Origin of the sequence: Streptomyces sp. NPDC096046 (assembly GCF_040303285.1) — a bacterium.
Lineage (GTDB): Bacteria > Actinomycetota > Actinomycetes > Streptomycetales > Streptomycetaceae > Streptomyces.
The window spans coordinates 272,312-294,077 of record NZ_JBEOSZ010000001.1 but is presented as its reverse complement, the minus strand read 5'-3'; the positions used below and the strand labels follow the sequence as shown (position 1 = coordinate 294,077).

17 protein-coding genes are annotated in these 21,766 nt (G+C 67.9%); 10 read left to right on the top strand and 7 right to left on the bottom strand.

Going from position 1 to position 21,766, the window contains the following annotated elements; genetic code table 11:
* The first annotated feature begins 386 nt into the window (after positions 1-386).
* Positions 387-1,724 carry an MATE family efflux transporter gene (locus ABTX62_RS01385; protein WP_352114254.1) on the top strand — a complete coding sequence of 446 codons (1,338 nt, stop codon included), beginning with the start codon at positions 387-389 and terminating at the stop codon, positions 1,722-1,724.
* A gap of 172 nt (positions 1,725-1,896) precedes the next feature.
* On the opposite strand, the gene rplI is transcribed toward ABTX62_RS01385, so the two are convergent.
* The 4 genes from rplI to rpsF all read right to left on the bottom strand — a co-directional run bounded on the left by rplI (position 1,897) and on the right by rpsF (position 3,595).
* Positions 1,897-2,343, bottom strand: coding sequence for a 50S ribosomal protein L9 (gene rplI, locus ABTX62_RS01380; RefSeq protein ID WP_062927880.1), 447 nt, complete (start codon positions 2,341-2,343; stop codon positions 1,897-1,899).
* A gap of 18 nt (positions 2,344-2,361) precedes the next feature.
* Positions 2,362-2,598, bottom strand: coding sequence for a 30S ribosomal protein S18 (gene rpsR / locus ABTX62_RS01375; RefSeq protein WP_003949403.1), 237 nt, complete (start codon positions 2,596-2,598; stop codon positions 2,362-2,364).
* A 45-nt stretch (positions 2,599-2,643) separates the two neighbouring features.
* Entirely contained in the window at positions 2,644-3,234 is a 591-nt protein-coding gene (locus ABTX62_RS01370) for a single-stranded DNA-binding protein (RefSeq protein ID WP_352114253.1), read from the bottom strand.
* 70 nt (positions 3,235-3,304) lie between these two features.
* Positions 3,305-3,595 carry a 30S ribosomal protein S6 gene (gene rpsF / locus ABTX62_RS01365; RefSeq protein ID WP_104779105.1) on the bottom strand — a complete coding sequence of 97 codons (291 nt, stop codon included), beginning with the start codon at positions 3,593-3,595 and terminating at the stop codon, positions 3,305-3,307.
* A gap of 264 nt (positions 3,596-3,859) precedes the next feature.
* On the opposite strand from rpsF, the gene ABTX62_RS01360 reads away from it, so the two are divergent.
* From ABTX62_RS01360 to ABTX62_RS01350, 3 genes are all read left to right on the top strand, one after another.
* Positions 3,860-4,165, top strand: a complete 306-nt coding sequence (locus tag ABTX62_RS01360; RefSeq protein ID WP_352114252.1) for a hypothetical protein — start codon at positions 3,860-3,862, stop codon at positions 4,163-4,165.
* A gap of 164 nt (positions 4,166-4,329) precedes the next feature.
* A complete protein-coding gene (femX, locus tag ABTX62_RS01355) occupies positions 4,330-5,451 on the top strand; it encodes a peptidoglycan bridge formation glycyltransferase FemX (protein ID WP_031137685.1) in 1,122 nt (373 codons plus the stop codon).
* Between the two features lie 82 nt (positions 5,452-5,533).
* Positions 5,534-6,565: an alanine racemase gene (locus ABTX62_RS01350; RefSeq protein ID WP_283972227.1), complete on the top strand. Its 1,032-nt coding sequence runs from the start codon at positions 5,534-5,536 to the stop codon at positions 6,563-6,565.
* A 102-nt stretch (positions 6,566-6,667) separates the two neighbouring features.
* Here ABTX62_RS01350 and ABTX62_RS01345 read toward each other — a convergent pair whose 3' ends face one another.
* A complete protein-coding gene (locus tag ABTX62_RS01345) occupies positions 6,668-8,179 on the bottom strand; it encodes a glycosyltransferase family 87 protein (RefSeq protein ID WP_352114251.1) in 1,512 nt (503 codons plus the stop codon).
* A gap of 121 nt (positions 8,180-8,300) precedes the next feature.
* Complete coding sequence (locus ABTX62_RS01340; protein WP_352114250.1) at positions 8,301-10,970, bottom strand: transglycosylase domain-containing protein; 2,670 nt, start codon at positions 10,968-10,970, stop codon at positions 8,301-8,303.
* Positions 10,971-11,372: 402 nt separating this feature from the next.
* Between ABTX62_RS01340 and ABTX62_RS01335 the strand changes: the two genes are divergently transcribed.
* The 4 genes from ABTX62_RS01335 to ABTX62_RS01320 all read left to right on the top strand — a co-directional run bounded on the left by ABTX62_RS01335 (position 11,373) and on the right by ABTX62_RS01320 (position 15,171).
* Positions 11,373-12,056, top strand: a complete 684-nt coding sequence (locus ABTX62_RS01335) for a PadR family transcriptional regulator (RefSeq protein WP_352114249.1) — start codon at positions 11,373-11,375, stop codon at positions 12,054-12,056.
* A 44-nt stretch (positions 12,057-12,100) separates the two neighbouring features.
* On the top strand, positions 12,101-13,183 hold the full coding sequence (locus ABTX62_RS01330; RefSeq protein ID WP_283972223.1) for an inositol-3-phosphate synthase: 1,083 nt from the start codon (positions 12,101-12,103) through the stop codon (positions 13,181-13,183).
* An 89-nt stretch (positions 13,184-13,272) separates the two neighbouring features.
* Complete coding sequence (locus tag ABTX62_RS01325) at positions 13,273-14,535, top strand: MFS transporter (protein WP_352114248.1); 1,263 nt, start codon at positions 13,273-13,275, stop codon at positions 14,533-14,535.
* Between the two features lie 123 nt (positions 14,536-14,658).
* Complete coding sequence (locus ABTX62_RS01320) at positions 14,659-15,171, top strand: LppU/SCO3897 family protein (protein ID WP_352114247.1); 513 nt, start codon at positions 14,659-14,661, stop codon at positions 15,169-15,171.
* A gap of 104 nt (positions 15,172-15,275) precedes the next feature.
* Here the strand turns inward: ABTX62_RS01320 and ABTX62_RS01315 are convergent, their stop codons facing one another.
* Positions 15,276-16,721: a CCA tRNA nucleotidyltransferase gene (locus ABTX62_RS01315; protein ID WP_352114246.1), complete on the bottom strand. Its 1,446-nt coding sequence runs from the start codon at positions 16,719-16,721 to the stop codon at positions 15,276-15,278.
* A gap of 265 nt (positions 16,722-16,986) precedes the next feature.
* Between ABTX62_RS01315 and ABTX62_RS01310 the strand changes: the two genes are divergently transcribed.
* Together ABTX62_RS01310 and murJ are read left to right on the top strand one after the other, a co-directional pair.
* Positions 16,987-19,392 (top strand): DUF6049 family protein, encoded by a 2,406-nt coding sequence (locus ABTX62_RS01310; RefSeq protein WP_352114245.1) that lies wholly within the window; start codon positions 16,987-16,989, stop codon positions 19,390-19,392.
* Positions 19,393-19,434: 42 nt separating this feature from the next.
* Positions 19,435-21,732 (top strand): murein biosynthesis integral membrane protein MurJ, encoded by a 2,298-nt coding sequence (gene murJ, locus ABTX62_RS01305; RefSeq protein WP_352114244.1) that lies wholly within the window; start codon positions 19,435-19,437, stop codon positions 21,730-21,732.
* Positions 21,733-21,766: the final 34 nt, after the last annotated feature.

The following is a 21,766-nucleotide window of genomic DNA, read 5'->3' as shown; positions in this document are numbered from 1 at the left end:
AGAGGCCCAACTCCGGTTGGCGCGCGCCGGGTTTGTGGTGTTTTGAAAACCGGCGGACGGAGCGGGCGCCGGACCACCGTAGGCCTCTCGGCACCGTCAGCCAATCTGGTTATCCACAGGCCATGTGGACGGCGGCCCAGATGCTGTGGAGAACTCCTCGAAACCTGTGCACGAGCCGGTGGACAGGCCTGTGAACAAACAGCGGGACCACCAAGGCAAACCCTTCTGACCTGCTGCGTTACCGTCCACCGGCTGTGCAGAAGAAAAACTTTCCCAACCGGCGCAAGATCGTCTCGAACAGTGCACAGCAGTGCGCACACCGAGACGGACAGTAAGGGTCAAAAAAGCTTTGCATCACTTACCTGTGGACGATTAGATTGGTGCACATGACACAGGCTCCCGCGCGCCGCCGCCACGGCCGTAGACAGCACGACCGAGAGATCGTCGCACTGGCTGTGCCCGCCTTCGGCGCCCTCGTCGCCGAGCCCCTCTTCCTCATGGCCGACACCGCGATCGTGGGCCATCTGGGCACAGCCCAACTCGCCGGCCTCGGCATCGCCTCGGCCCTCCTGATGACCGCCGTCAGCGTCTTCGTCTTCCTCGCCTACGCCACCACAGCGGCGGTTGCCCGCCGAGTCGGCGCGGGCGACCTGCAAGCCGCCATCCGGCAGGGCATGGACGGCATCTGGCTGGCACTGCTCCTCGGTGCTGCCGTCGTTGTCGTCGCCCTGCCGACGGCGCCCCACCTCGTGGACCTCTTCGGTGCGTCGGAAGCGGCAGCCCCCTATGCGACCACATATCTGCGCATCTCCGTGCTCGGCATACCGGCGATGCTCGTCGTGCTCGCCGCGACCGGCGTGCTGCGTGGCCTGCAGGACACGAAGACCCCGCTCTACGTCGCCATCGCCGGTTTCATCGCCAACGGTGCCCTCAACGCCGGACTTGTCTACGGCGCCGACCTGGGAATCGCCGGATCCGCATGGGGAACCGTCATCGCCCAGTGCGGCATGGCGGCGGTCTACCTCGCCGTGGTGCTACGAGGAGCCCGCAAACACGGCGCTTCGCTGCGCCCGGACGTCGCCGGGATCAGGGCCTCCGCGCAAGCCGGGGCTCCCCTCCTGGTCCGGACCCTCTCTTTGCGGGCGATCCTGATGATCGCCACGGCGATCGCTGCCCGCCTCGGAGATAACGACATCGCCGCCCACCAGATCATCCTCTCCCTGTGGAGCCTGCTGGCCTTCGCCCTTGATGCCGTCGCCATCGCCGGGCAGGCCATCATCGGGCGCTACCTCGGAGCCGGTGACGCCCAAGGCGCCCGAGACGCGTGCCGTCGCATGGTGGAGTGGGGCATCGTCGTCGGCGTCGTCCTCGGAGCCCTGGTAGTCATCACCCGGTCGGCATTCCTGCCCCTGTTTACCAGCGACCCAGCGGTCAAGGATGTGGCGCTGCCCGCCCTGGTCATCGTCGCCCTCTCCCAGCCGATCTCCGGCATCGTCTTCGTTCTGGATGGGGTCCTGATGGGCGCAGGCGACGGACCTTACCTCGCCTGGGCCATGCTGCTCACCCTGGCCGTCTTCACACCGGTCGCTCTACTGGTCCCGGTCCTGGGCGGCGGGCTGACCGCCCTCTGGGCCACGATGACGCTGATGATGAGCGTACGGATGCTGACGCTGTGGCTCCGCGCCCGCTCAGGGCGCTGGATCGTGACGGGCGCGACCCGCTGACGTTTCACGTGAAACGCTCCCTGTTTCACGTGAGCACGATCGGGTCCACCGAACGCGCTGTTTCACGTGAAACACACGCGCCGTTTCGGTCGGCAGACACCCAGCACATACGAATAGGGCCACACCCCGCAGGGTGCGGCCCCATCGCTTACTGCTTCAGCAAGCGCGGCACTCAGGCCGCGACGACCTCGATGTTGACCTTGGCGGCAACCTCGGGGTGCAGACGCACGGACGTCTCGTGAGCGCCCAGCGTCTTGATCGGCGAGCCGAGCTCGATGCGGCGCTTGTCGACCTCGGGACCACCAGAGGCCTTGATCGCCGAAGCGATGTCGGCCGGCGTGACGGAACCGAAGAGCCGACCGGCGTCGCCGGAGCGAACGGCCAGACGGACCTTGACGCCCTCGAGCTGGGCCTTCACAGAGTTGGCCTGCTCGATGGTCTGGATCTCGTGGATCTTGCGAGCACGACGGATCTGCTCGACGTCCTTCTCGCCACCCTTGGTCCAGCGGATAGCGAACTTCCGCGGGATCAGGTAGTTGCGAGCGTAACCGTCCTTGACGTCAACGACGTCGCCCGCGGCACCGAGGCCGGAGACCTCGTGGGTGAGGATGATCTTCATGAGTCGGTCACCCTTCCCTTATCGCGCGGTGGAGGTGTAGGGCAGCAGCGCCATCTCACGGCTGTTCTTCACGGCCGTGGCGACGTCACGCTGGTGCTGGGTGCAGTTGCCGGTCACGCGGCGGGCACGGATCTTGCCGCGGTCGGAAATGAACTTCCGCAGCATGTTCGTGTCCTTGTAGTCCACGTACGTGACCTTGTCCTTGCAGAAAGCGCAGACCTTCTTCTTCGGCTTGCGCACAGGCGGCTTAGCCATGGTGTTTCTCCTGTGTGATCAAGAAGTATGAGTGCGAACCCGCCCCTAGAAGGGGGGCTCGTCCGAGTAGCCGCCACCGCCGCCGCCGCTGGAGTTTCCACCCCAGCCGCCGCCACCGCCCTGGTTGCCACCGGCGGGAGCGCCGGTCGCCCACGGGTCGTCGGCGGGAGCGCCGCCGCCCTGCTGGCCGCCACCGGAGCCGCCGCCCCAGCCGCCGCCACCCTGGGCGCCACCGCCACCACCGCCGCCGAAGCCGCCCTGGCCACCTCGGCCACTGGTCTTGGTGACCTTGGCCGTGGCGTTGCGCAGGCTGGCGCCGACTTCCTCGACGTCCAGCTCATAGACCGTGCGCTTGACGCCCTCACGGTCCTCGTAGGACCGCTGCTTCAACCGGCCCTGCACGATGACGCGCATGCCTCGCTGGAGCGACTCCGCGACGTTCTCCGCCGCCTGACGCCAGACCGAGCAGGTCAGAAAGAGGCTCTCGCCGTCCTTCCACTCGTTCGTCTGGCGGTCGAAGGTGCGGGGGGTGGACGCGACACGGAACTTCGCGACCGCCGCACCGGAGGGGGTGAAGCGCAGCTCGGGGTCGTCGACAAGATTGCCGACGACCGTGATGACGGTCTCGCCTGCCATGGGGGAACCTCTCGGCGGGTTTGCTCTGGCTGCTTGCTACTCGAATCCCGGGATCAGCTGAGCTGGAAGCTCAGTGCATCTCGGGACGGAGGACCTTGGTCCGGAGGACCGACTCGTTCAGGTTCATCTGGCGGTCGAGCTCCTTGACGACCGCAGGCTCGGCCTGCAGGTCGATGACCGAGTAGATGCCCTCGGGCTTCTTCTTGATCTCGTACGCGAGACGACGACGGCCCCAGGTGTCGACCTTCTCGACCTTTCCGCCGCCGTCACGGACGACAGAAAGGAAGTTCTCGATCAGCGGAGAGACAGCGCGCTCCTCGACCTCGGGGTCGAGGATGACCATCACCTCGTAGTGACGCATGTGGAACCCACCTCCTTTGGACTCAGCGGCCACGGTCGTTCCGTGGCAGGAGGGTTGTGATGCGTAGGCAACGGTATCGGCCACCACTGACAGTCGGGGGTTCTGATGAGGAGCCCCTGCCATGAGATGGGCAGACACCGGTGCGGACGGTACAGAGTACCCGCACAGCGGCTTGCGGTTGAAATCCGGCCGCCAGGGCAGCCAATCTGTACACATCGGGTGTGTACGGCGCTACGATGCGCCGACTTTCGCAGGAGGTGCCCTATGGCACAGGCATTGCGACCGAACACCGCCGGCGGCCTCTTCGCCACGGACGGCAAGCCCCATCCCCTCCAGGACGCCCTGCTCGCGGCGACCCTGGTCCTGGGCCTCCTGTCGTTCCTCACGGCGATCATCGAGGAAGACCTGCATCTGCTCAGTTCCTGGGCCGGCCTGGTGGGCATCCTCACGGGCGCGTACGGCCAGTGGATCTCCGAGACGACCCGGGAACGCTTCGGCCTGATCCTGGGCCTGGGCGCCTCGGGTGTCGGGTTCTTCCTGGGCATGGCGCACGGCGGCCTCATCGGCTGACGCCAGGGCACCCCGCTTCGAACTTCGCTCTCGCCCCGGCCGGCCTCGGGCCGGGGCGAAGGTCCCGTACGCCCAACCGGCGCGCTCCCCAGGCGCAGTAGGCTTCGCGCGAGAGCCGGAGCCCCTGAACCCATGGGGACACACCAGCCCGAGGAGCGCCCCGAATGAGCCTGACCCTGAGGACCATCAGTCGCGAGCAGCATCTGGCCTACATCCAGAGCCTGCCGTCGGCGAGCCACATGCAGGTCCCGGCCTGGGCTGATGTCAAGGCGGAGTGGCGCTCCGAGAACCTCGGATGGTTCGACGACCGCACCGGCGAGATGGTCGGTGCCGGCCTGGTCCTCTACCGGCAGCTTCCCAAGATCAAGCGTTACCTCGCCTACCTGCCCGAGGGCCCGGTCATCAACTGGTTCGCGCCGAATCTGCAGGAGTGGCTCGAGCCGATGCTGGCGCACTTGAAGCAGCAGGGTGCCTTCTCCGTGAAGATGGGCCCGCCGGTGATCATCCGGCGCTGGGAGGCCCCCTCCATCAAGCAGGGCATCCAGAACCCCGACGTCAAGCGCCTGCGGGACATCGAGGCGGACCACATCGAGCCGCGTGCCTTCGAGGTCGCCGACAAGCTGCGCCGCATGGGCTGGCAGCAGGGTGAGGACGGCGGCGCCGGCTTCGGCGACGTCCAGCCCCGTTACGTGTATCAGGTGCCGCTGGCGAACCGCTCCCTGGAAGAGGTCCACAAGAACTTCAACCAGCTGTGGCGCCGCAACATCAAGAAGGCCGAGAAGGCCGGTGTCGAGGTCGTCCAGGGCGGTTACCAGGACCTCGAGGAATGGCAGCGGCTGTACGAGATCACAGCTGTGCGCGACCACTTCCGTCCGCGCCCGCTGTCGTACTTCCAGCGCATGTGGACGGCCCTCAACACCGAGGACCCCAACCGCATGCGGCTGTACTTCGCCCGGCACAACGGCGTGAACCTGTCCGCTGCGACGATGCTGATCGTCGGCGGGCACGTGTGGTATTCCTACGGCGCCTCCGACAACATCGGCCGCGAGGTCCGGCCCTCGAACGCGATGCAGTGGCGGATGCTGCGCGACGCCTACGCGCTCGGCGCCACCGTCTACGACCTGCGCGGCATCTCCGACTCGCTGGACGAGACCGACCACCTCTTCGGCCTGATCCAGTTCAAGGTGGGTACCGGCGGCCAGGCGGCCGAGTACCTCGGCGAGTGGGACTTCCCGCTGAACAAGCTGCTGCACAAGGCGCTCGACATCTACATGTCGCGTCGCTGATGTCCCGTTCAGTGCTTCTATACCTCTGACACACGGCAACCGCTGATATACGGCGACCACGAGAAAGGTTCCAGGTCCGGCCATGGCGCTCACGCTCTACGTCGACACCGCGCGCTGGCGTGCGCACCACAAGCACGTGCAGGAGCAGTTCCCGGGCCTCGTGCCGGTCTGCAAGGGCAACGGCTACGGCTTCGGGCACGAGCGGCTGGCGGAGGAGGCCACACGGCTGGGCTCGGATGTCCTCGCCGTCGGCACGACGTACGAGGCCGCCAGGATCAAGGACTGGTTCGGCGGGGACCTGCTGGTGCTGACGCCCTACCGGCGTGGCGAGGAGCCGGTGCCGCTGCCGGACCGGGTCATCCGGTCCGTCTCGTCGATAGACGGTGTGTACGGCCTGGTCGGTGCCCGCGTGGTGATCGAGGTGATGTCCTCGATGAAGCGGCACGGCATCAGCGAGCAGGACCTGGCCCAACTGCACGCCGCCATCGAGAACGTCCGCCTGGAGGGCTTCGCCATCCACCTGCCGCTGGACCGGACCGACGGTTCGGACGCCGTCGAGGAGGTCATCGGCTGGATGGACCGCCTGCGTGCCGCCCGGCTGCCCCTGCACACCATGTTCGTCAGCCACCTCAAGGCCGACGAACTCGCCCGGCTCCAGCAGCAGTTCCCGCAGACCCGGTTCCGGGCCCGCATCGGCACGCGGCTGTGGCTGGGGGACCACGACGCCACCGAGTACCGCGGCGCGGTCCTGGACGTCACGCGGGTCGCCAAGGGCGACCGCTTCGGCTACCGCCAGCAGAAGGCCGCCTCCGACGGTTTCCTGGTGGTCGTGGCGGGCGGTACGTCGCACGGGGTGGGCCTGGAGGCCCCCAAGGCGCTGCACGGGGTCATGCCGCGCGCCAAGGGCGTCGCCCGCGCCGGTCTCGCGACGGTGAACCGCAACCTTTCCCCGTTCGTCTGGGGTGGCAAGCAGCGCTGGTTCGCGGAGCCGCCGCATATGCAGGTCTCGATCCTGTTCGTGCCGGCGGACGCGCCGGAGCCGAAGGTCGGTGATGAGCTCGTGGCCCACCTGCGCCACACCACCACGCAGTTCGACCGGATCATGGACCGCTGACCGGCGCGCCGCGGCGTCCCTCGCAGCGCAGCAAGAAGGCCGTACCCGGCTACCCGTGTACGGCCTTCGGCGTTCCCGGCTATGCCCTCCGGCGCCGTTCGCTCAGAGCGAACCGTCCGTAGCGCCCGGTCTGCCCCACTCGACCGACGGCTCGTCGCACTGGGCGGTCATGTGCCGTCGGCCGCGGGCCGCGGGGCTGAGAACGAAGACGTCTTCGGCCTTGTCGAGCACTCCGCCCGAGGGGTCGTCGTCACCGGACCGCCGCACCGGATCCCGCTCCGGCATGAAGATGTCCCGGACGACCATGACGCACAGATACAGCGTCCCCAGCAGATGCAGGCCGATGGCCCAGTGGTAGCCGTCGGTGGGAAGCCCCTTGTGGGCCTCTCCGCTGGTCGTGTACGCGAGGTACAGCCAGATCCCCAGGAAGTACGCCACCTCGCAGGCCTGCCAGATCAGGAAATCCCGCCACTTCGGCCGGGCGAGAGCGGCCAGCGGCACCAGCCACAGGACGTACTGCGGCGAGTAGACCTTGTTGGTGAGGATGAACGCCGCCACGATCAGGAAGGCGAGCTGGGCGAACCGCGGGCGGCGCGGGGCGGTCAGCCCGAGCGCCGCGACAGCCGCACAGCACACCAGCATCAGCAGCGTGGCGAGCGTGTTGACGGTGTCGGTGCTGAGCGGGTCGTCCGAGTTCTGCGCCATGATCAGCCAGAACGAGCCGAAGTCGACGCCCCGCTCCTGGCTGAATGTGTAGAACTTCGACCAGCCCTCGAAGGCGAAGAGCATCACCGGTCCGTTCACGACGACCCACGCGACGATCGCGCCGCCCAGAGCCGTCCCGAACTCACGCCACCTGCCCGCACGCCAGCACAGCACCATCAGCGGCCCCAGGAGCAGGAAGGGGTAGAGCTTGGCGGCCGTGGCGAGCCCCAGCAGGACGCCAAAGGCGAGAGAACGGCCACGTGACCACATCAGCATCGCCGCGGCCGTCAGAGCGACCGCGAGCAGGTCCCAGTTGATGGTGGCGGTCAGGGCTGCGGCGGGCGCCAGGGCGACCAGGAGGCCGTCCCAGGGGCGCCGGGCGTGGGTACGGGTGACGCAGACGGCGATGACCGACGCACACACCATGAGCATTCCGGCGTTGACCATCCAGTACCACTGCTCCTGGAACTGGATGGTGCCGCTGCCGGGCGTGAGCCAAGAGGCGACCTCCATGAAGACACCGGTGAGAACCGGGTACTCCAGGTACTGCATGTCGCCGGGAAGCCGGTCGAAGTACGGCACGAGCCCGTCGGCGAAGCCGCGCCCCTGGTAGAGGTGGGGGATGTCCGAATAGCACGCGTGCGTGTACTGGGAACTGGCGCCGAAGAACCAGGCGCCGTTGTAGCAAGGCGCCTTCTGGACCAGGCCGAGGGCGAACATGCCGATCGCCACCAGCGCGATCACCCGCACGGGAGTCCACCAGGACGTCCCGAGCAGGGCACGCCGCCCGAGCGGGCCGCCGATCAGCTCGCTGCCGGCCGCGGCGACCTCGTCCTCCTTGGTCGGCCGCGCCGGGTCCGGCTCATGGACGCTCGCTTGCGTCGATTCTGCACTGGGCATGCCGCACATCCTGCCGTACGTGTCTGGATACGCCGAGGGCCGCCGTACCCGAGGGGGACGGCGGCCCTTGTTTCACGTGAAACGTCTTCGCGTTTCACGTGAAACACCCAAGCCGGGCAATCTTCGGTGGCTATCCTTCAGGGCCTCCGAAGATGCCTCCGTTGCCGTTGCCTCTGGTGTTGCCGCCGTCCAGGCCCGTATCGGTCGGCGAGGGCTCGGGGGAAGCACCTCCGTCTGTGCCGCCGGTGCCGGTGCCGCCGGTGCCGGTGCCGCCATTCTGCGCGCCACCGTCGTCCTCACATCCGAAGAACCCGCAGGTGTCGCTCGGCGTGGGCGACGGAGACGCCGGGCTCTCGCTGGGCGTCGCGCTCGGCGACTCGGTCACCGTCTCACTGGGCTCCACGCTGGGCGTCGGCTTCGGCGACGGGGCACCCACCCCGTCCTGGATCTTGCCGATCTTCTCTGCGTCCGGGAAACCGAGATCGGGCTCACCGCTCAGCGCGGCCTTCATGTACTCGGTCCACACCAGTGTGGGGACGTCGCCACCGTGGATGGACTTCTCACCCGCCGTGCCGTTCATGGACAGCAGCTTGGCGCTCTTGGGGTCCTCACGGAACATCGCGACCGAGGTGGACAGTTGCTGGGTGTAGCCGACGAACCAGGCCGACTTGTTCTCGTCGGTGGTACCGGTCTTGCCGGCCGCCGTACGGCCCAGGGCCAGCGCCTTCGTACCCGTGCCGTTCTGGATGACGTTCTCCAGGACATCAGTGACGTTGTGGGCCACGTTCTCAGGCATGGCCTGCGTGATCCTCGGCTTGTCGAAGCCCTGGATTTCCTGCCCGTTGTATTTGACGCTGGTCACCGAGTACGGGGCGGCCTGCTTGCCCGCTGCGGCGAATGTCGCGTAGGCGTCGGCCATACGGATCGCACTGGGCGTCGACGTCCCCAGCGCGAACGAAGCGTTGAGATCGGCGAAGCTGCTCCTCAGGATGCCGGACTTCTCGGCCAGGTCGGCCACGTTCTTCATCCCCACGTCCATGCCAAGCTGCACGAACGGGGTGTTGACCGACTGCTCCATCGCCTTGCGCAGCGAGATGTAGCCCCAGGGGTACTCACTCTCGTTCTTCTGGAAGAACGGGGTGTTGTCCTTCTTCAGGACATAGGAGCCGTCGTTGTTCTTGACCTTGAGGCGGTCGTTGCCGTTGTACTTGCTCAGCGGTGAGAGAGGGCCGTCGCTCCGGTAGGTGCCGTGCTCCATCGCCGCGGCGAGCACGAACGGCTTCCACGTCGAACCGACGGGGACACCCGAGGTGTCCGCGTTGTTGTTGAAGTGGCCGTTCTCGTAACCCGAACCGCCGTAGAGCGCGACGATCGCACCGTCCTTGGGTTTCACCGACGCCGCACCGAACTGGACGTGCTGGTCCAGCTCACGATTCTTCGGGTCGAGCTTCTGCTTCTCGATCTTCTTGACGGCCTCCGCCAGCGCCTCGACGTTCTCCTTCTTGAACGTCGTCTTGATCTGGTAGCCGCCCAGGTCGAACTGCTTCTCGGAGATGTTGGAGTGGTTCAGGACGTACTTCTTGGCCGTGTCCACCAGGTACCCGATCTGGCCGGTCATGCCCTTGATCGCCTTACGGGGCTGAGGCGTGGGGTACCTCTTGATCGCTTCCTGGTACTCCGCGTCCGTGATCCTCTTGTCGTTGTGCATCTGCTCGAGAATCCAGGCCCAACGGGCTTCCGACCGCTTGCGGTTCGCGCTGGCGGTCGCCGTCTTGTCGATGCCGTCATTGCCCGCGGGGTCGTAGTACGTCGGGCCCTTCAGCAGGGCAGCGAGGAAGGCGCACTCACTCGCCTTGAGGTCCTTCGCTTCCTTGCCGTAGTAGGCCTGGGCGGCGGCCTGGATGCCGTAGGCGCCACGGCCGTAGTACGAGGTGTTCAGGTAACCCTGAAGGATCACCGGCTTGTCGACCTTCGTGCCCACCTTTATGGAGATGAACATCTCCTTGAACTTGCGGGTGAGCGATTGTTCCTGACTCAGGTAGGTGTTCTTCACGAACTGCTGGGTGATCGTCGAACCGCCCTGCGTGTCACCGCCCCGCGCCATGTTCGCCAGAGCTCGGGCGATGCCCATGGGGTCGACGCCCTTGTCCTCGTAGAAGGTCTTGTTCTCGGCCGAGATCACCGCCCACTGCATGGCCTTGGGGATCCGGTCGATCGTGACGTTCTGCCGGTTCTGGCCACTGCCCGCCGCGATCATCTGTTTGCCGTCGGCCCAGTAGTAGACGTTGTTCTGCGACAGGGCCGCGGCGTTCTCCTCGTTGGGGACGCCCACCATCGCGTAGCCGATGCCCGCCACGGCCAGCAGGCTGCCGAAGAAGCCGACGCACAAGCCAGAGACGAGCTTCCAGGACGGCATCCAGCGCTGCCAGCCGTACTTGCCGGCCCGCGGATAGTCGATCAGCCGCTTTTTGTCGGGGACGGCGGCCGCGCGTCCCCTGCCCCGGCCGGGCCCGTTCGGGCCGCCGGGGCCGGTACGCCGGCCACCCCGGGTCGGTTCGGCCGCTCTGCGGCGGCTACCACCCGTGCTTCTCTGCGTCGCACGGCGGGCCTCGGCACGGCCGCCGTACTGACGCTCCTCACCTCCTGAGTCGTAGGCGTCCGACCCATAGGAGTCGGACGGAGACCCGGTGGCGCCTCGCGGTGCCGCACGGCGGCCGGAGGACGAGCCGGACTGGCCGCGTCGGGCCGCGGCACGTCCGCCTCCCTGCGGCTGCGGCGGTTTGCGACGGTGCTCGCTCATCGAACGACTACTCCTCGGGCAGGCGCACCCTTGCGCGCCTGGAAACGGCGGCTGGTTTCCGGTCCCCCCGAAGTACGGATGCGGTCGGCTCCGCATTCATCGGTCCCGTATGCACCCCTACTACACCGTGGACGACGACGCTCTCAGGCGTCACTTGGTTCCCGGTGATGTGCATGGCGCACAGACTACGCACCGTCAAAACCTGCCGGGCCCCGAACTTCACCTCAAATCAGGCAGATCGCGTCCCACAAAACGGTGATGTGATCCCGTTCACCCGACCCCCTCTTGTCGCATCCGGAAGGCCGTTCTATCGTGCTGATGTATCGAGTCGATACATCAGCACGACACATCGGTCCGACACATCGGCCCGATACATGCGCACCGCGGCGAGAGGAGGCGACGATGAGCCGGCGTGCCGGGATCCTCGAGTTCGCCGTACTCGGTCTGCTCCGCGAATCTCCGATGCACGGGTATGAGCTGCGCAAGCGGCTCAACACGTCGCTGGGTGTGTTCCGTGCGTTCAGCTACGGGACGCTCTATCCCTGTCTCAAGACGCTGGTCGCCAACGGCTGGCTGATCGAGGAGCCGGGGAACACTCCCGAGGACGCCCTCGCCGCTCCCCTCGCGGGGCGCCGCGCCAAGATCGTCTACCGATTGACGGCGGAGGGTAAGGAGCACTTCGAGCAGCTGCTCTCGCAGACCGGGCCCGACGCGTACGAGGACGAGACCTTCGCCGCCCGTTTCGCCTTCTTCGGGCAGACCTCACGCGATGTCCGCATGCGCGTGCTGGAGGGCCGCCGCAGCCGGCTGGAGGAGCGCCTGGAGAAGATGAGCGCTTCCCTCGCCCGGACCCGGGAGCGCCTGGACGACTACACGCTCGAGCTTCAGCGCCACGGAATGGAGTCCGTGGAGCGCGAGGTGCGCTGGCTGAACGAGCTGATCGAGAGCGAGCGGGCGGGGCGGGACCTCAAGGGTCCGGCCGCCGAGAAACCCGCCTCGCGTGACACCACATCTGGAGCGTCGGGCGGCCTGCCCCGGCCGGGGGGCGACCCCCGGCCGGATACGCCCGACGACACCGCCACGTGAGAGCCCGTTCAGGGCCTCACTCGTACACACAGGGAGCAACCGGAATGGGTTCGGTTCGCGTAGCCATCGTCGGTGTGGGCAACTGTGCCGCATCGCTGGTGCAGGGAGTCGAGTACTACAAGGACGCCGACCCGGCGTCCAGGGTGCCGGGCCTGATGCACGTCCAGTTCGGCGACTACCACGTTCGCGACGTCGAGTTCGTCGCCGCGTTCGACGTGGACGCCAAGAAGGTCGGCCTCGACCTGGCGGACGCCATCGGCGCCTCCGAGAACAACACCATCAAGATCTGCGACGTACCCAGCACCGGTGTGACGGTGCAGCGCGGCCACACCCTCGACGGCCTCGGCAAGTATTACCGGGAGACCATCGAGGAGTCCGCCGAGGAGCCGGTCGACGTCGTCCAGGTCCTCAAGGACCAGCAGGTCGACGTCCTCGTCTGCTACCTGCCCGTCGGCTCCGAGGACGCGGCGAAGTTCTACGCGCAGTGCGCCATCGACGCCAAGGTCGCCTTCGTCAACGCCCTTCCGGTCTTCATCGCGGGCACCAAGGAGTGGGCCGACAAGTTCACCGAGGCGGGCGTGCCGATCGTCGGTGACGACATCAAGTCCCAGGTGGGCGCAACCATCACGCACCGTGTGATGGCGAAGCTGTTCGAGGACCGGGGCGTCATCCTGGACCGCACGATGCAGCTGAACGTCGGCGGCAACATGGACTTCAAGAACATGCTCGAGCGCGACCGCCTCGAGTCGAAGAAGATCTCCAAGACGCAGGCCGTCACCTCCCAGATCCGCGACCGCGAACTGGGCGAGGGCAACGTCCACATCGGCCCGTCCGACTACGTCGCCTGGCTGGACGACCGCAAGTGGGCCTACGTCCGTCTCGAGGGCCGCGCCTTCGGCGACGTCCCGCTGAACCTGGAGTACAAGCTCGAGGTCTGGGACTCCCCGAACTCCGCCGGCGTCATCATCGACGCCGTGCGCGCCGCGAAGATCGCCAAGGACCGGGGCATCGGCGGCCCCGTGCTCTCCGCGTCGAGCTACTTCATGAAGTCCCCGCCCGTGCAGTACTTCGACGACGAGGCCCGCGAGAACGTCGAGAAGTTCATCAAGGGTGAGGTCGAGCGCTGACGCACCGCAACCAGTCGCTCCTGCCAGGGCTGTGAGGGTCCCCGGGTCGTACGACCCGGGGACCCTCCCCGTATGTGAGGCTGGTCCCCATGGCCGTCGTCCGTGACCTGCGCGTCCTGTTGCGCTTCCAGGGTTTCCGACGCCTGCTCGCCGTGCGTCTGCTGTCCCAGGGTGCCGACGGCGTCTATCAGGTCGCACTCGCCGCCTATGTGGTCTTCTCGCCGGAGAAGCAGACCTCGGCGGCCGCGGTCGCCTCCGCGATGGCGGTTCTGCTGCTCCCCTACTCCCTCGTCGGCCCCTTCGCCGGTGTCCTGTTGGACCGCTGGCGGCGCCGTCAGGTCCTGTTGTTCGGCAGTCTGTCGCGCGCCCTGCTGGCCTGCGTGACGGCCGCGTTGATCCTCAGTCCGGCTCCGGACTGGCTCTTCTACGTCTCGGCGCTGTGCGTCACCGCGGTCAACCGCTTCGTCCTGTCCGGCCTGTCGGCCGCCCTGCCGCGCGTGGTCGACGCCGATCGCCTTGTCCTCGCCAACTCCGTCTCACCGACCGCCGGCACGTTGGCGGCGACCGCTGGTGGCGGACTCGCCTTCGTCGTGCGCCTGGTGGTGGCGGACTCCGATGCCGCCGTGGTGCTCGTGGGAGCAGGTCTGTATCTGTGCGCGGCCCTGGCGTCACTGAGCATGGCGCGTGAACTCCTCGGCCCGGACCGGCCCTTGGCTCGTGAGCGGATCGGGACAGCCCTCACGGACACCGCTCGCGACCTGGCGGCAGGCGTACGTCATCTGGCCGCGCCAGAACGCCGTGAGGCCGCCTGGGCTCTCGCGGCGATGTCGCTGATGCGGTTCTGCTACGGCGCCCTACTGGTCATGCTGCTGATGCTGTGCCGGTACGCCCTCACCTCGACCACGGACGACGGACTCACCTTGCTGGGACTGGCGTTGGGCGTCTCCGGCGCCGGGTTCTTCGCGGCCGCCGTGGTGACACCCTGGACCGCGGGGTGGCTGGGGCCGGGGCGTTGGATCGTCGTGTGCGCGGGGTCAGCGGCGGTGCTGGAACCTGCCTTCGGGCTGCCGTTCGCCACCGCCCCGCTGCTGGCCGCGGCCTTCGTCCTGGGGCTGACCACCCAGGGCGCGAAGATCGCCACGGACACCATCGTCCAGTCCTCCGTCGAGGACGGTTTCCGTGGCCGGATCTTCTCGGTTTACGACGTCCTCTTCAACGTTTTCTTCGTCGGCGCGGCCGCTGTGGCGGCCCTGATGCTGCCACCGGACGGCCGATCCGTGCCGCTGGTGATCACGATCGCCGTTATCTACGCGACAGTAGCTGTGACTATGGTCCGATTTGGCCGCCAGTAAGTGTCACATCAATGACACAGAGCCACTACTGACTACTGCGCTGTCAGTGGGGACCGCTACCTTACGTGGGTCTTATCTCGCGACATGTTCGCGTCACTCACGATGTTCTAGGGGGACCCCCAAGTGACCACTCCGCCGCCCCAGGGCAATCCGTTCGCACAGGGCCAGCCCGCGGCTGCACCCCAGGCTCCGTTCCCGCCGCAGGGCGGTTACCCTCAGCAGCCCGGGCAGCCCGGCCTCCCGCCCCAGGGCGGCGCTCCGTATGCTCCGGTCCCCTCACAGCCCTCCGGTCGCAAGCTAAGCTCCAAGACGATCAAGAACGTTGTCATCGTCATAGCCGTGGCGACCATCGCCATCGTCGGCTACGTGACCAGCCGAGACGACGCCAATACGGCCGCCGTCGGCGACTGCATGCACCGCGGCAGCAGCAGCGACAACAACCCGGACCTCGAAGTGGTGAAGTGCGACGACGCGAAGGCCCAGTTCAAGGTGCTGGCCAAGATCGAAGGCTCCTACCTCACCGAGACGCTGGCTTCCAGCAAGTGCGAGGCCGAGGCCAAGGACTTCCAGTACACGTACACCGAGAGCGGTGACGGCAAGGACTTCCTGCTCTGCCTGAAGGACTACAAGAAGTAGACAAACGACAGGAGGGGCGGTGTTTCACGTGAAACACCGCCCCTCTGTCCGCCTCGGCGCGCTGCCCCGGGTCGTGCTTCACGTGAAACATGACCCCGTGCACCTCAGCTCTCCTGTTCGGCCCACCACTCCTTGAGTGCGGCCACCGCGGCGTCCGGCTCCATCGGCCCGTTCTCCAGGCGCAGCTCCAGCATGTGTTGGTACGCACGACCGATGACCGGACCGGGGCCCACTCCGAGGATCTCCATGATCTGGTTACCGTCGAGGTCCGGACGGATCGAGTCCAGCTCCTCCTGCTCCTGCAGCTTGGCGATCCGCTCCTCCAGCCCGTCATACGCACGTGACAGAGCCGCCGCCTTGCGCTTGTTCCGCGTCGTGCAGTCCGAGCGGGTCAGCTTGTGGAGGCGATCGAGGAGCGGCCCTGCATCACGGACGTAGCGCCGAACCGCCGAGTCCGTCCACTCACCGGTGCCGTAGCCGTGGAATCGCAGGTGGAGTTCGACCAGACGCGAGACGTCCTTCACCAGCTCGTTGGAGTACTTCAGGGCCGTCATGCGCTTCTTGGTCATCTTGGCCCCGACCACCTCGTGGTGGTGGAAGGAGACCCGGCCGTCCTTCTCGAACCGGCGGGTGCGCGGCTTGCCGATGTCGTGCAGCAGGGCAGCCAGGCGGAGGGTGAGGTCGGGACCGTCCTCCTCCAGGGCCATAGCCTGCTCCAGGACGATCAATGTGTGGTCGTAGACGTCCTTGTGGCGGTGGTGCTCGTCACGCTCCAGCCGCAGAGCCGGCAACTCGGGCATCACGCGATCGGCGAGGCCCGTCTCGACGAGCAGCGTCAGCCCCTTGCGCGGCTGCGGGGAGAGGACGAGCTTGTTCAGCTCGTCCCGTACCCGCTCGGCCGAGACGATCTCGATACGCCCGGCCATCTCCATCATCGCCGTGACGACCTCGGGAGCAACCTCGAAGTCGAGCTGAGCCGCGAAGCGCGCGGCCCTCAACATGCGCAGCGGGTCGTCCGAGAAGGACTCCTCCGGGGTGCCGGGCGTACGCAGCACCCGCGCCGCGAGGTCCTCGAGCCCGCCGTGCGGGTCGACGAACTCCTTCTGCGGCAGCGCCACCGCCATCGCGTTCACCGTGAAGTCACGGCGGACCAGATCCTCCTCGATGGAGTCTCCGTACGACACCTCGGGCTTGCGCGAGGTGCGGTCGTAGGCCTCCGAGCGGTAGGTGGTCACCTCGATCTGGTAGCCGTCCTTGTGGGCACCGACCGTACCGAAGGCGATCCCGACCTCCCAGACAGCGTCCGCCCAGGGGCGCACGATCTTGAGGACGTCCTGGGGGCGGGCGTCGGTCGTGAAGTCCAGATCATTGCCGAGTCGGCCCAAGAGCGCGTCCCGTACCGAGCCGCCGACCAGGGCGAGTGAGAACCCGGCCTCCTGGAAACGGCGGGCGAGGTCGTCGGCGACAGGAGCGACCCGCAGGAGCTCACTCACCGCGCGGTGCTGCACCTGGCTCAGGACACTGGACGTTTCTTCGTTGGCGTTCGGCACAACAGAAGAGGGTACGTGGCTCGGGCCACCGCGAGCTCCTCCTAATCTCTTGCGGAAGCATGGGGACAGGTCCGTCATCCATCTACAAGACCAACTCTTGAGTCGTAAAGAGCCGCTTCCTCCCGTAGGCCCGTATAACGGACCGCAAGGTACTGGTCGACGATCTTGTGGAACGGACCGCGGCACTTCCCCTCAGCGCGCATCGTTACCATGCGTGGACGCACATTCCGACGACCACTGACGACGACGAGGGACGGACGAGCGCGTGGCCGAGGCGGCAGACTTCCAGGGGACCAGTGCCTCACCTGCCCGCCGGTGGCTGCGGCGCACCGGGGCTCTGCTCGCCGGCGCGCCCCTGCTGGCCGGAGTCCTCCAGCTGCCCGCCGCCAGCCCGGCCGGCGCGGCCGGGCTGGAGGTCCCACAGGCTGCCTCCAGCGCGGGCTCGGTATCGGTCGCGGTCGACTCGCTCACCCCCAGCGTCCCCTCCGAGAGCGACACGGTCACCGTGTCGGGCACGGTGACCAACAACGGCAAGCAGACGGTCACCGGCGCCCATGTCGACCTTCAGGTCGGCCCACCGCTCGAGACCCGCTCGGCGATCGACACCCTCGTCAGGAAGAGCGCCGACCTCCAGGGGCCCTCCGGGCAAAAGGTCGGCGGGAAGTACACCGAGAAGTTTTCCGCGCTCACCCCCGGCGTCGCGGAACCCTTCAGCATCTCCGTGCCGGCCGACAAGCTGGATCTCGGCCGTGACGGTGTCTACCAGCTGGCCGTCGCGCTCTCCGGTGAGACCGCCGCGCGGCCCTGGGACCAGGTTCTCGGCATCCAGCGCACGTTCCTGCCGTGGCATCCGGAGGAGGCGGACACCAAGACGAAGACCACGTTTCTGTGGCCTCTCGTCTCCAGCGCCCACATGACCGCCGAGACAGGGTCGAACGAGCAGCAGACACCGGTCTTCCGCGACGACGAGCTCGCCGAGGAGATCGCCCCGGGCGGCCGCCTCGACCAGATGGTGTCGCTGGGCAAGGGCCTCGACATCACATGGGTGATCGACCCGGACCTGCTGGCGTCCGTCGACGCGATGACGGGGAACTACCAGGTCCGCGGTGCGGACGGCACCACCACTCCGGGCAGGAACCAGGAGGTCGCCAAGCGCTGGCTGGCCGACCTCCAGCAGGCGGTCACGGGTGAGGAGGTGACCGCCCTGCCGTTCGGCGACCCGGACCTGGCCTCCCTCGCCCACAAGGGCACGAACGTCACCGGCTCGCTCAGCCACCTCAAGGAGGCCACCGATGTCGCCGCCGAAACGGTGGACACGATCCTCCACGTGCAACCGTCCACGGACTTCGCCTGGCCGATGGACGGCGCCGTCGACCCGTCGATCGTGAAGGTCGCCACGTCGGCGGGTGCCGACAAGGTGATCGCCCGCAGCGACAGCCTCCAGGACGACCTGTCCTACACGCCCTCCGCGGCCCGCCCCATCGGCGGCGGCACCACGGCCGTGGTCGCGGACTCCCGCATGTCCACTGCCTTCCAGGGCGACCTGACCAGGGCCTCCGCCTCCACACTCGCCGTGCAGCGCTTCCTGGCGCAGAGCCTGACGCTGAACCTGCAGACCGGCAAGCAGCGCAGCGTCGTCATCGCCCCGCAGCGGATGCCGTCCGTGAGCCAGGCACAGGCCATGGCGGAGGCCTTGGCGGCCCTCCAGGCCGGGAACTGGTCCGAGTCGCAGGACCTCACGGCCGCGGCCGAGGCCAAGCCCGACCCGGCTGCCAACACGAAGGTGCCGCCGGCTGCCGCGTACCCCCCCTCGTTGGTCAAGCATGAGCTGCCGCGGGCCGCCTTCGAGCAGATCGCCAGGACCCAGGGCAAGCTCGACAAGTTCAAGGTGATCCTCACCCGCCCGTCCCGGGTGGTGACACCGTTCGGACGGGCCATGAACCGCGAGATGTCCACGTCGTGGCGCGGCCGGGGCGTCGCAGCGGTGGGGTACCGGGATGGCATCGAGTCGTACCTGAACGGGCTGATCGACGGGGTCAAGCTGATCGAGAAGTCGGAGACCAAGCTCTCCGGTCGTAGCGCGACGATCCCCGTGACCGTCCAGAACAACCTCGTCCAAGGCGTCGAGCACCTGAGACTGCGGCTCACCTCACAGAACCCGACGCGACTCAAGATCGGCGGCGACGCCTACGAGGAGCAGCCCGTCACCGTCAACGGCGGCCACGCCCAGTCGGTGAAGTTCACCACGTCCGCCAACGCCAACGGCCGGGCCAAGGTCGTCGCCCAGCTGTACACGGAGGACGGCCGGACGTACGGTGCGCCGGTCACCTTCGACGTGAGGGTCACCGAGGTCACGCCCACGGTGATGCTGGTCATCGGCGGTGGAGTCCTGCTCCTGGTCCTGGCCGGCTTCCGGATGTACACCCAGCGCAAGCGCGCCGCCGCCCGCGAGGCCACCGAGGACGACACGGCCGAGGCGGACACCGAGGCCGACGACCCGCAGGGCCAGGCCGGTGCTCCGCAGAACCCGGAGGTCTCCGGCGCACGTCTCGAGAAGGACACCGAGGCCGGCTCACGGGCCGACGCCCCGGAGCAGCCGAGTGACCCGGCCCCGGACACCGCAGCGGAAAGCGCCGACCCGTCCGGCACGGGTGAGAGAGTGGACCGTTGAGAAATCGTGGCCGGTGGGCCGGGACGATGAGGTGGGGTAACCATGAACGCGCCGTACGACGGTGACCGCGGCCGGGCCGCGGGCAGCCCGGGCCACCCCGATGCGGGCGGGCCTGAGGGCTCACCGCCCGAGCACGGCCAGGCGCCGCCGCAGCCGCCCGCGGACATCTACCTCCAGGACGCCTACGCTCAGGACCCCTACCGGGCACAGGACCTCTCCACCCAGGACCCGGTCGGTGAGGCGCTCTACGACCGCGCCGCGCACCCGCCGCCCCCTCCCGGCTCGTACCAGCCGCAGCAGCAGCTCTACGGCCAGCCGCCGACCTCGTCCTACGCGCCCGATCCGCAGGTGTGGGCGCAGACGCCCCCGCCGGAGCCGGACGGCCCGACGCGGCACCTGCCGTACGGCGACGACGCCCGCACCACCCAGTTCGTGGGCGTGGACGACCTCGTCTCCCAGGCGGGCGAGCCGCGCCAGGAGCCGGACGCGTTCGCGCATCTCTTCCGGGACCAGCAGCAGAGCAGCGGCCACCCGTCCTACGAGTCGCCGTCGGTCCCCGGCCCCTCCCCGGCCCCGGGACAGACGGCACAGGGCCCGTACGCACCGCGGGACCAGTACGCGACGCCCGGGCGGGCCGCGGCGACAGTGCCGCCCCTCGTGGACGGGACGCCGGCACCTGAGCCCGCCGCCTCGTCCGCTCCGAAGAAGGGCGGACGCGCCGCGGGCCTGATGAAGTCCAGCGCCGTGATGGCGGCGGGCACGATGGTCTCGCGCCTCACCGGCTTCATCCGCTCCGCGCTGATCGTGTCGGCGCTGGGCGTCGGCCTCCTCGGTGACACCTTCCAGGTCGCCTACCAGCTGCCGACGATGATCTACATCCTCACCGTCGGCGGCGGTCTCAACTCCGTCTTCGTGCCGCAGCTCGTGCGCGCCATGAAGGAGGACGACGACGGCGGCGAGGCCTACGCCAACCGCCTGCTCACCCTGGTCATCGTGACGCTCGGCGCACTCACCGCTCTCTCGGTCCTCGGCGCGCCGCTCCTGATCCGCATGCTGTCCGCCCCGGTGGCCAGCGACCCGGCCGCGAACCAGGTCGCCGTCACCTTCGCCCAGTACTTCCTGCCCACGATCTTCTTCATGGGCATCCATGTGGTGATGGGCCAGATCCTCAACGCCCGCGGCAAGTTCGGCGCGATGATGTGGACCCCGGTCCTGAACAACATCGTCATCATCGTGACGCTGGGCATGTTCATCTACGTCTACGGCACCGCGGCCGACTCCGGGATGAAGGCCACGACCATCCCACCGGAGGGCCAGCGCCTGCTGGGCATCGGCGTCCTGCTCGGCCTGGTGGTCCAGTCCATCGCGATGATCCCCTACCTGCGCGAGACCGGCTTCCGGCTGCGGCTTCGCTTCGACTGGAAGGGCCAGGGCCTCGGCAAGGCCGTCACCCTCGCCAAGTGGACGGTCCTGTTCGTCCTCGCCAACCAGGCGGGCGCGATGATCGTCATCCAGCTGTCCACGGCGGCGGGCAAGGCCTCACCGGTCGACGGCACCGGCTTCGCCGCCTACGCCAACGCCCAGCTGATCTGGGGCCTGCCCCAGGCCATCATCACGGTCTCCCTCATGGCCGCCCTGCTGCCGCGCCTGTCACGCTCGGCCGCCGAGGGCGACGGTGGCGCCGTCCGCGACGACATCTCCCAGGGTCTGCGCAACACAGCGGTCGCGATCGTGCCGATCGCGTTCGGTTTCCTCTCCCTCGGCATCCCGATGTGCACGCTGATGTTCGGTTCCTCGGGCACCAGCGAGGCCACCAACATGGGCTTCATGCTGATGGCGTTCGGACTCGGCCTGATCCCGTACTCGGTGCAGTACGTGGTCCTGCGTGCCTTCTACGCCTACGAGGACACCCGAACTCCCTTCTACAACACGGTCATCGTGGCCGCGGTCAACGCCGGCGCCTCGGCGATCTGCTACTTCGTGATCCCGTCCCGCTGGGCCGTAGTCGGCATGGCCGCCTCCTACGGCCTGGCCTATGCGATCGGCGTCGGTGTCGCCTGGCGCCGACTGCGCAAGCGGCTCGGCGGAGACCTCGACGGAGCCCGTGTCCTGCGGACTTACGCCCGGCTGTGCATCGCGTCCGTACCGGCCGCCCTGCTCAGCGGCGCGGCCTGCTACGGCATCGGCCTCTCGCTCGGCCAGGGCCCCGCAGGCTCGTTCGCCGCGGTCCTGGCAGGCGGCGCCGTGCTCCTCGGGGTCTTCTTCGTCGCCGCCCGCCGCATGCGCATCGAGGAACTCAACTCGCTGGTCGGCATGGTCCGCGGACGCCTGGGACGCTGAGTCGGGGGGTAGGCGCACAACCATCGTCGGCCAC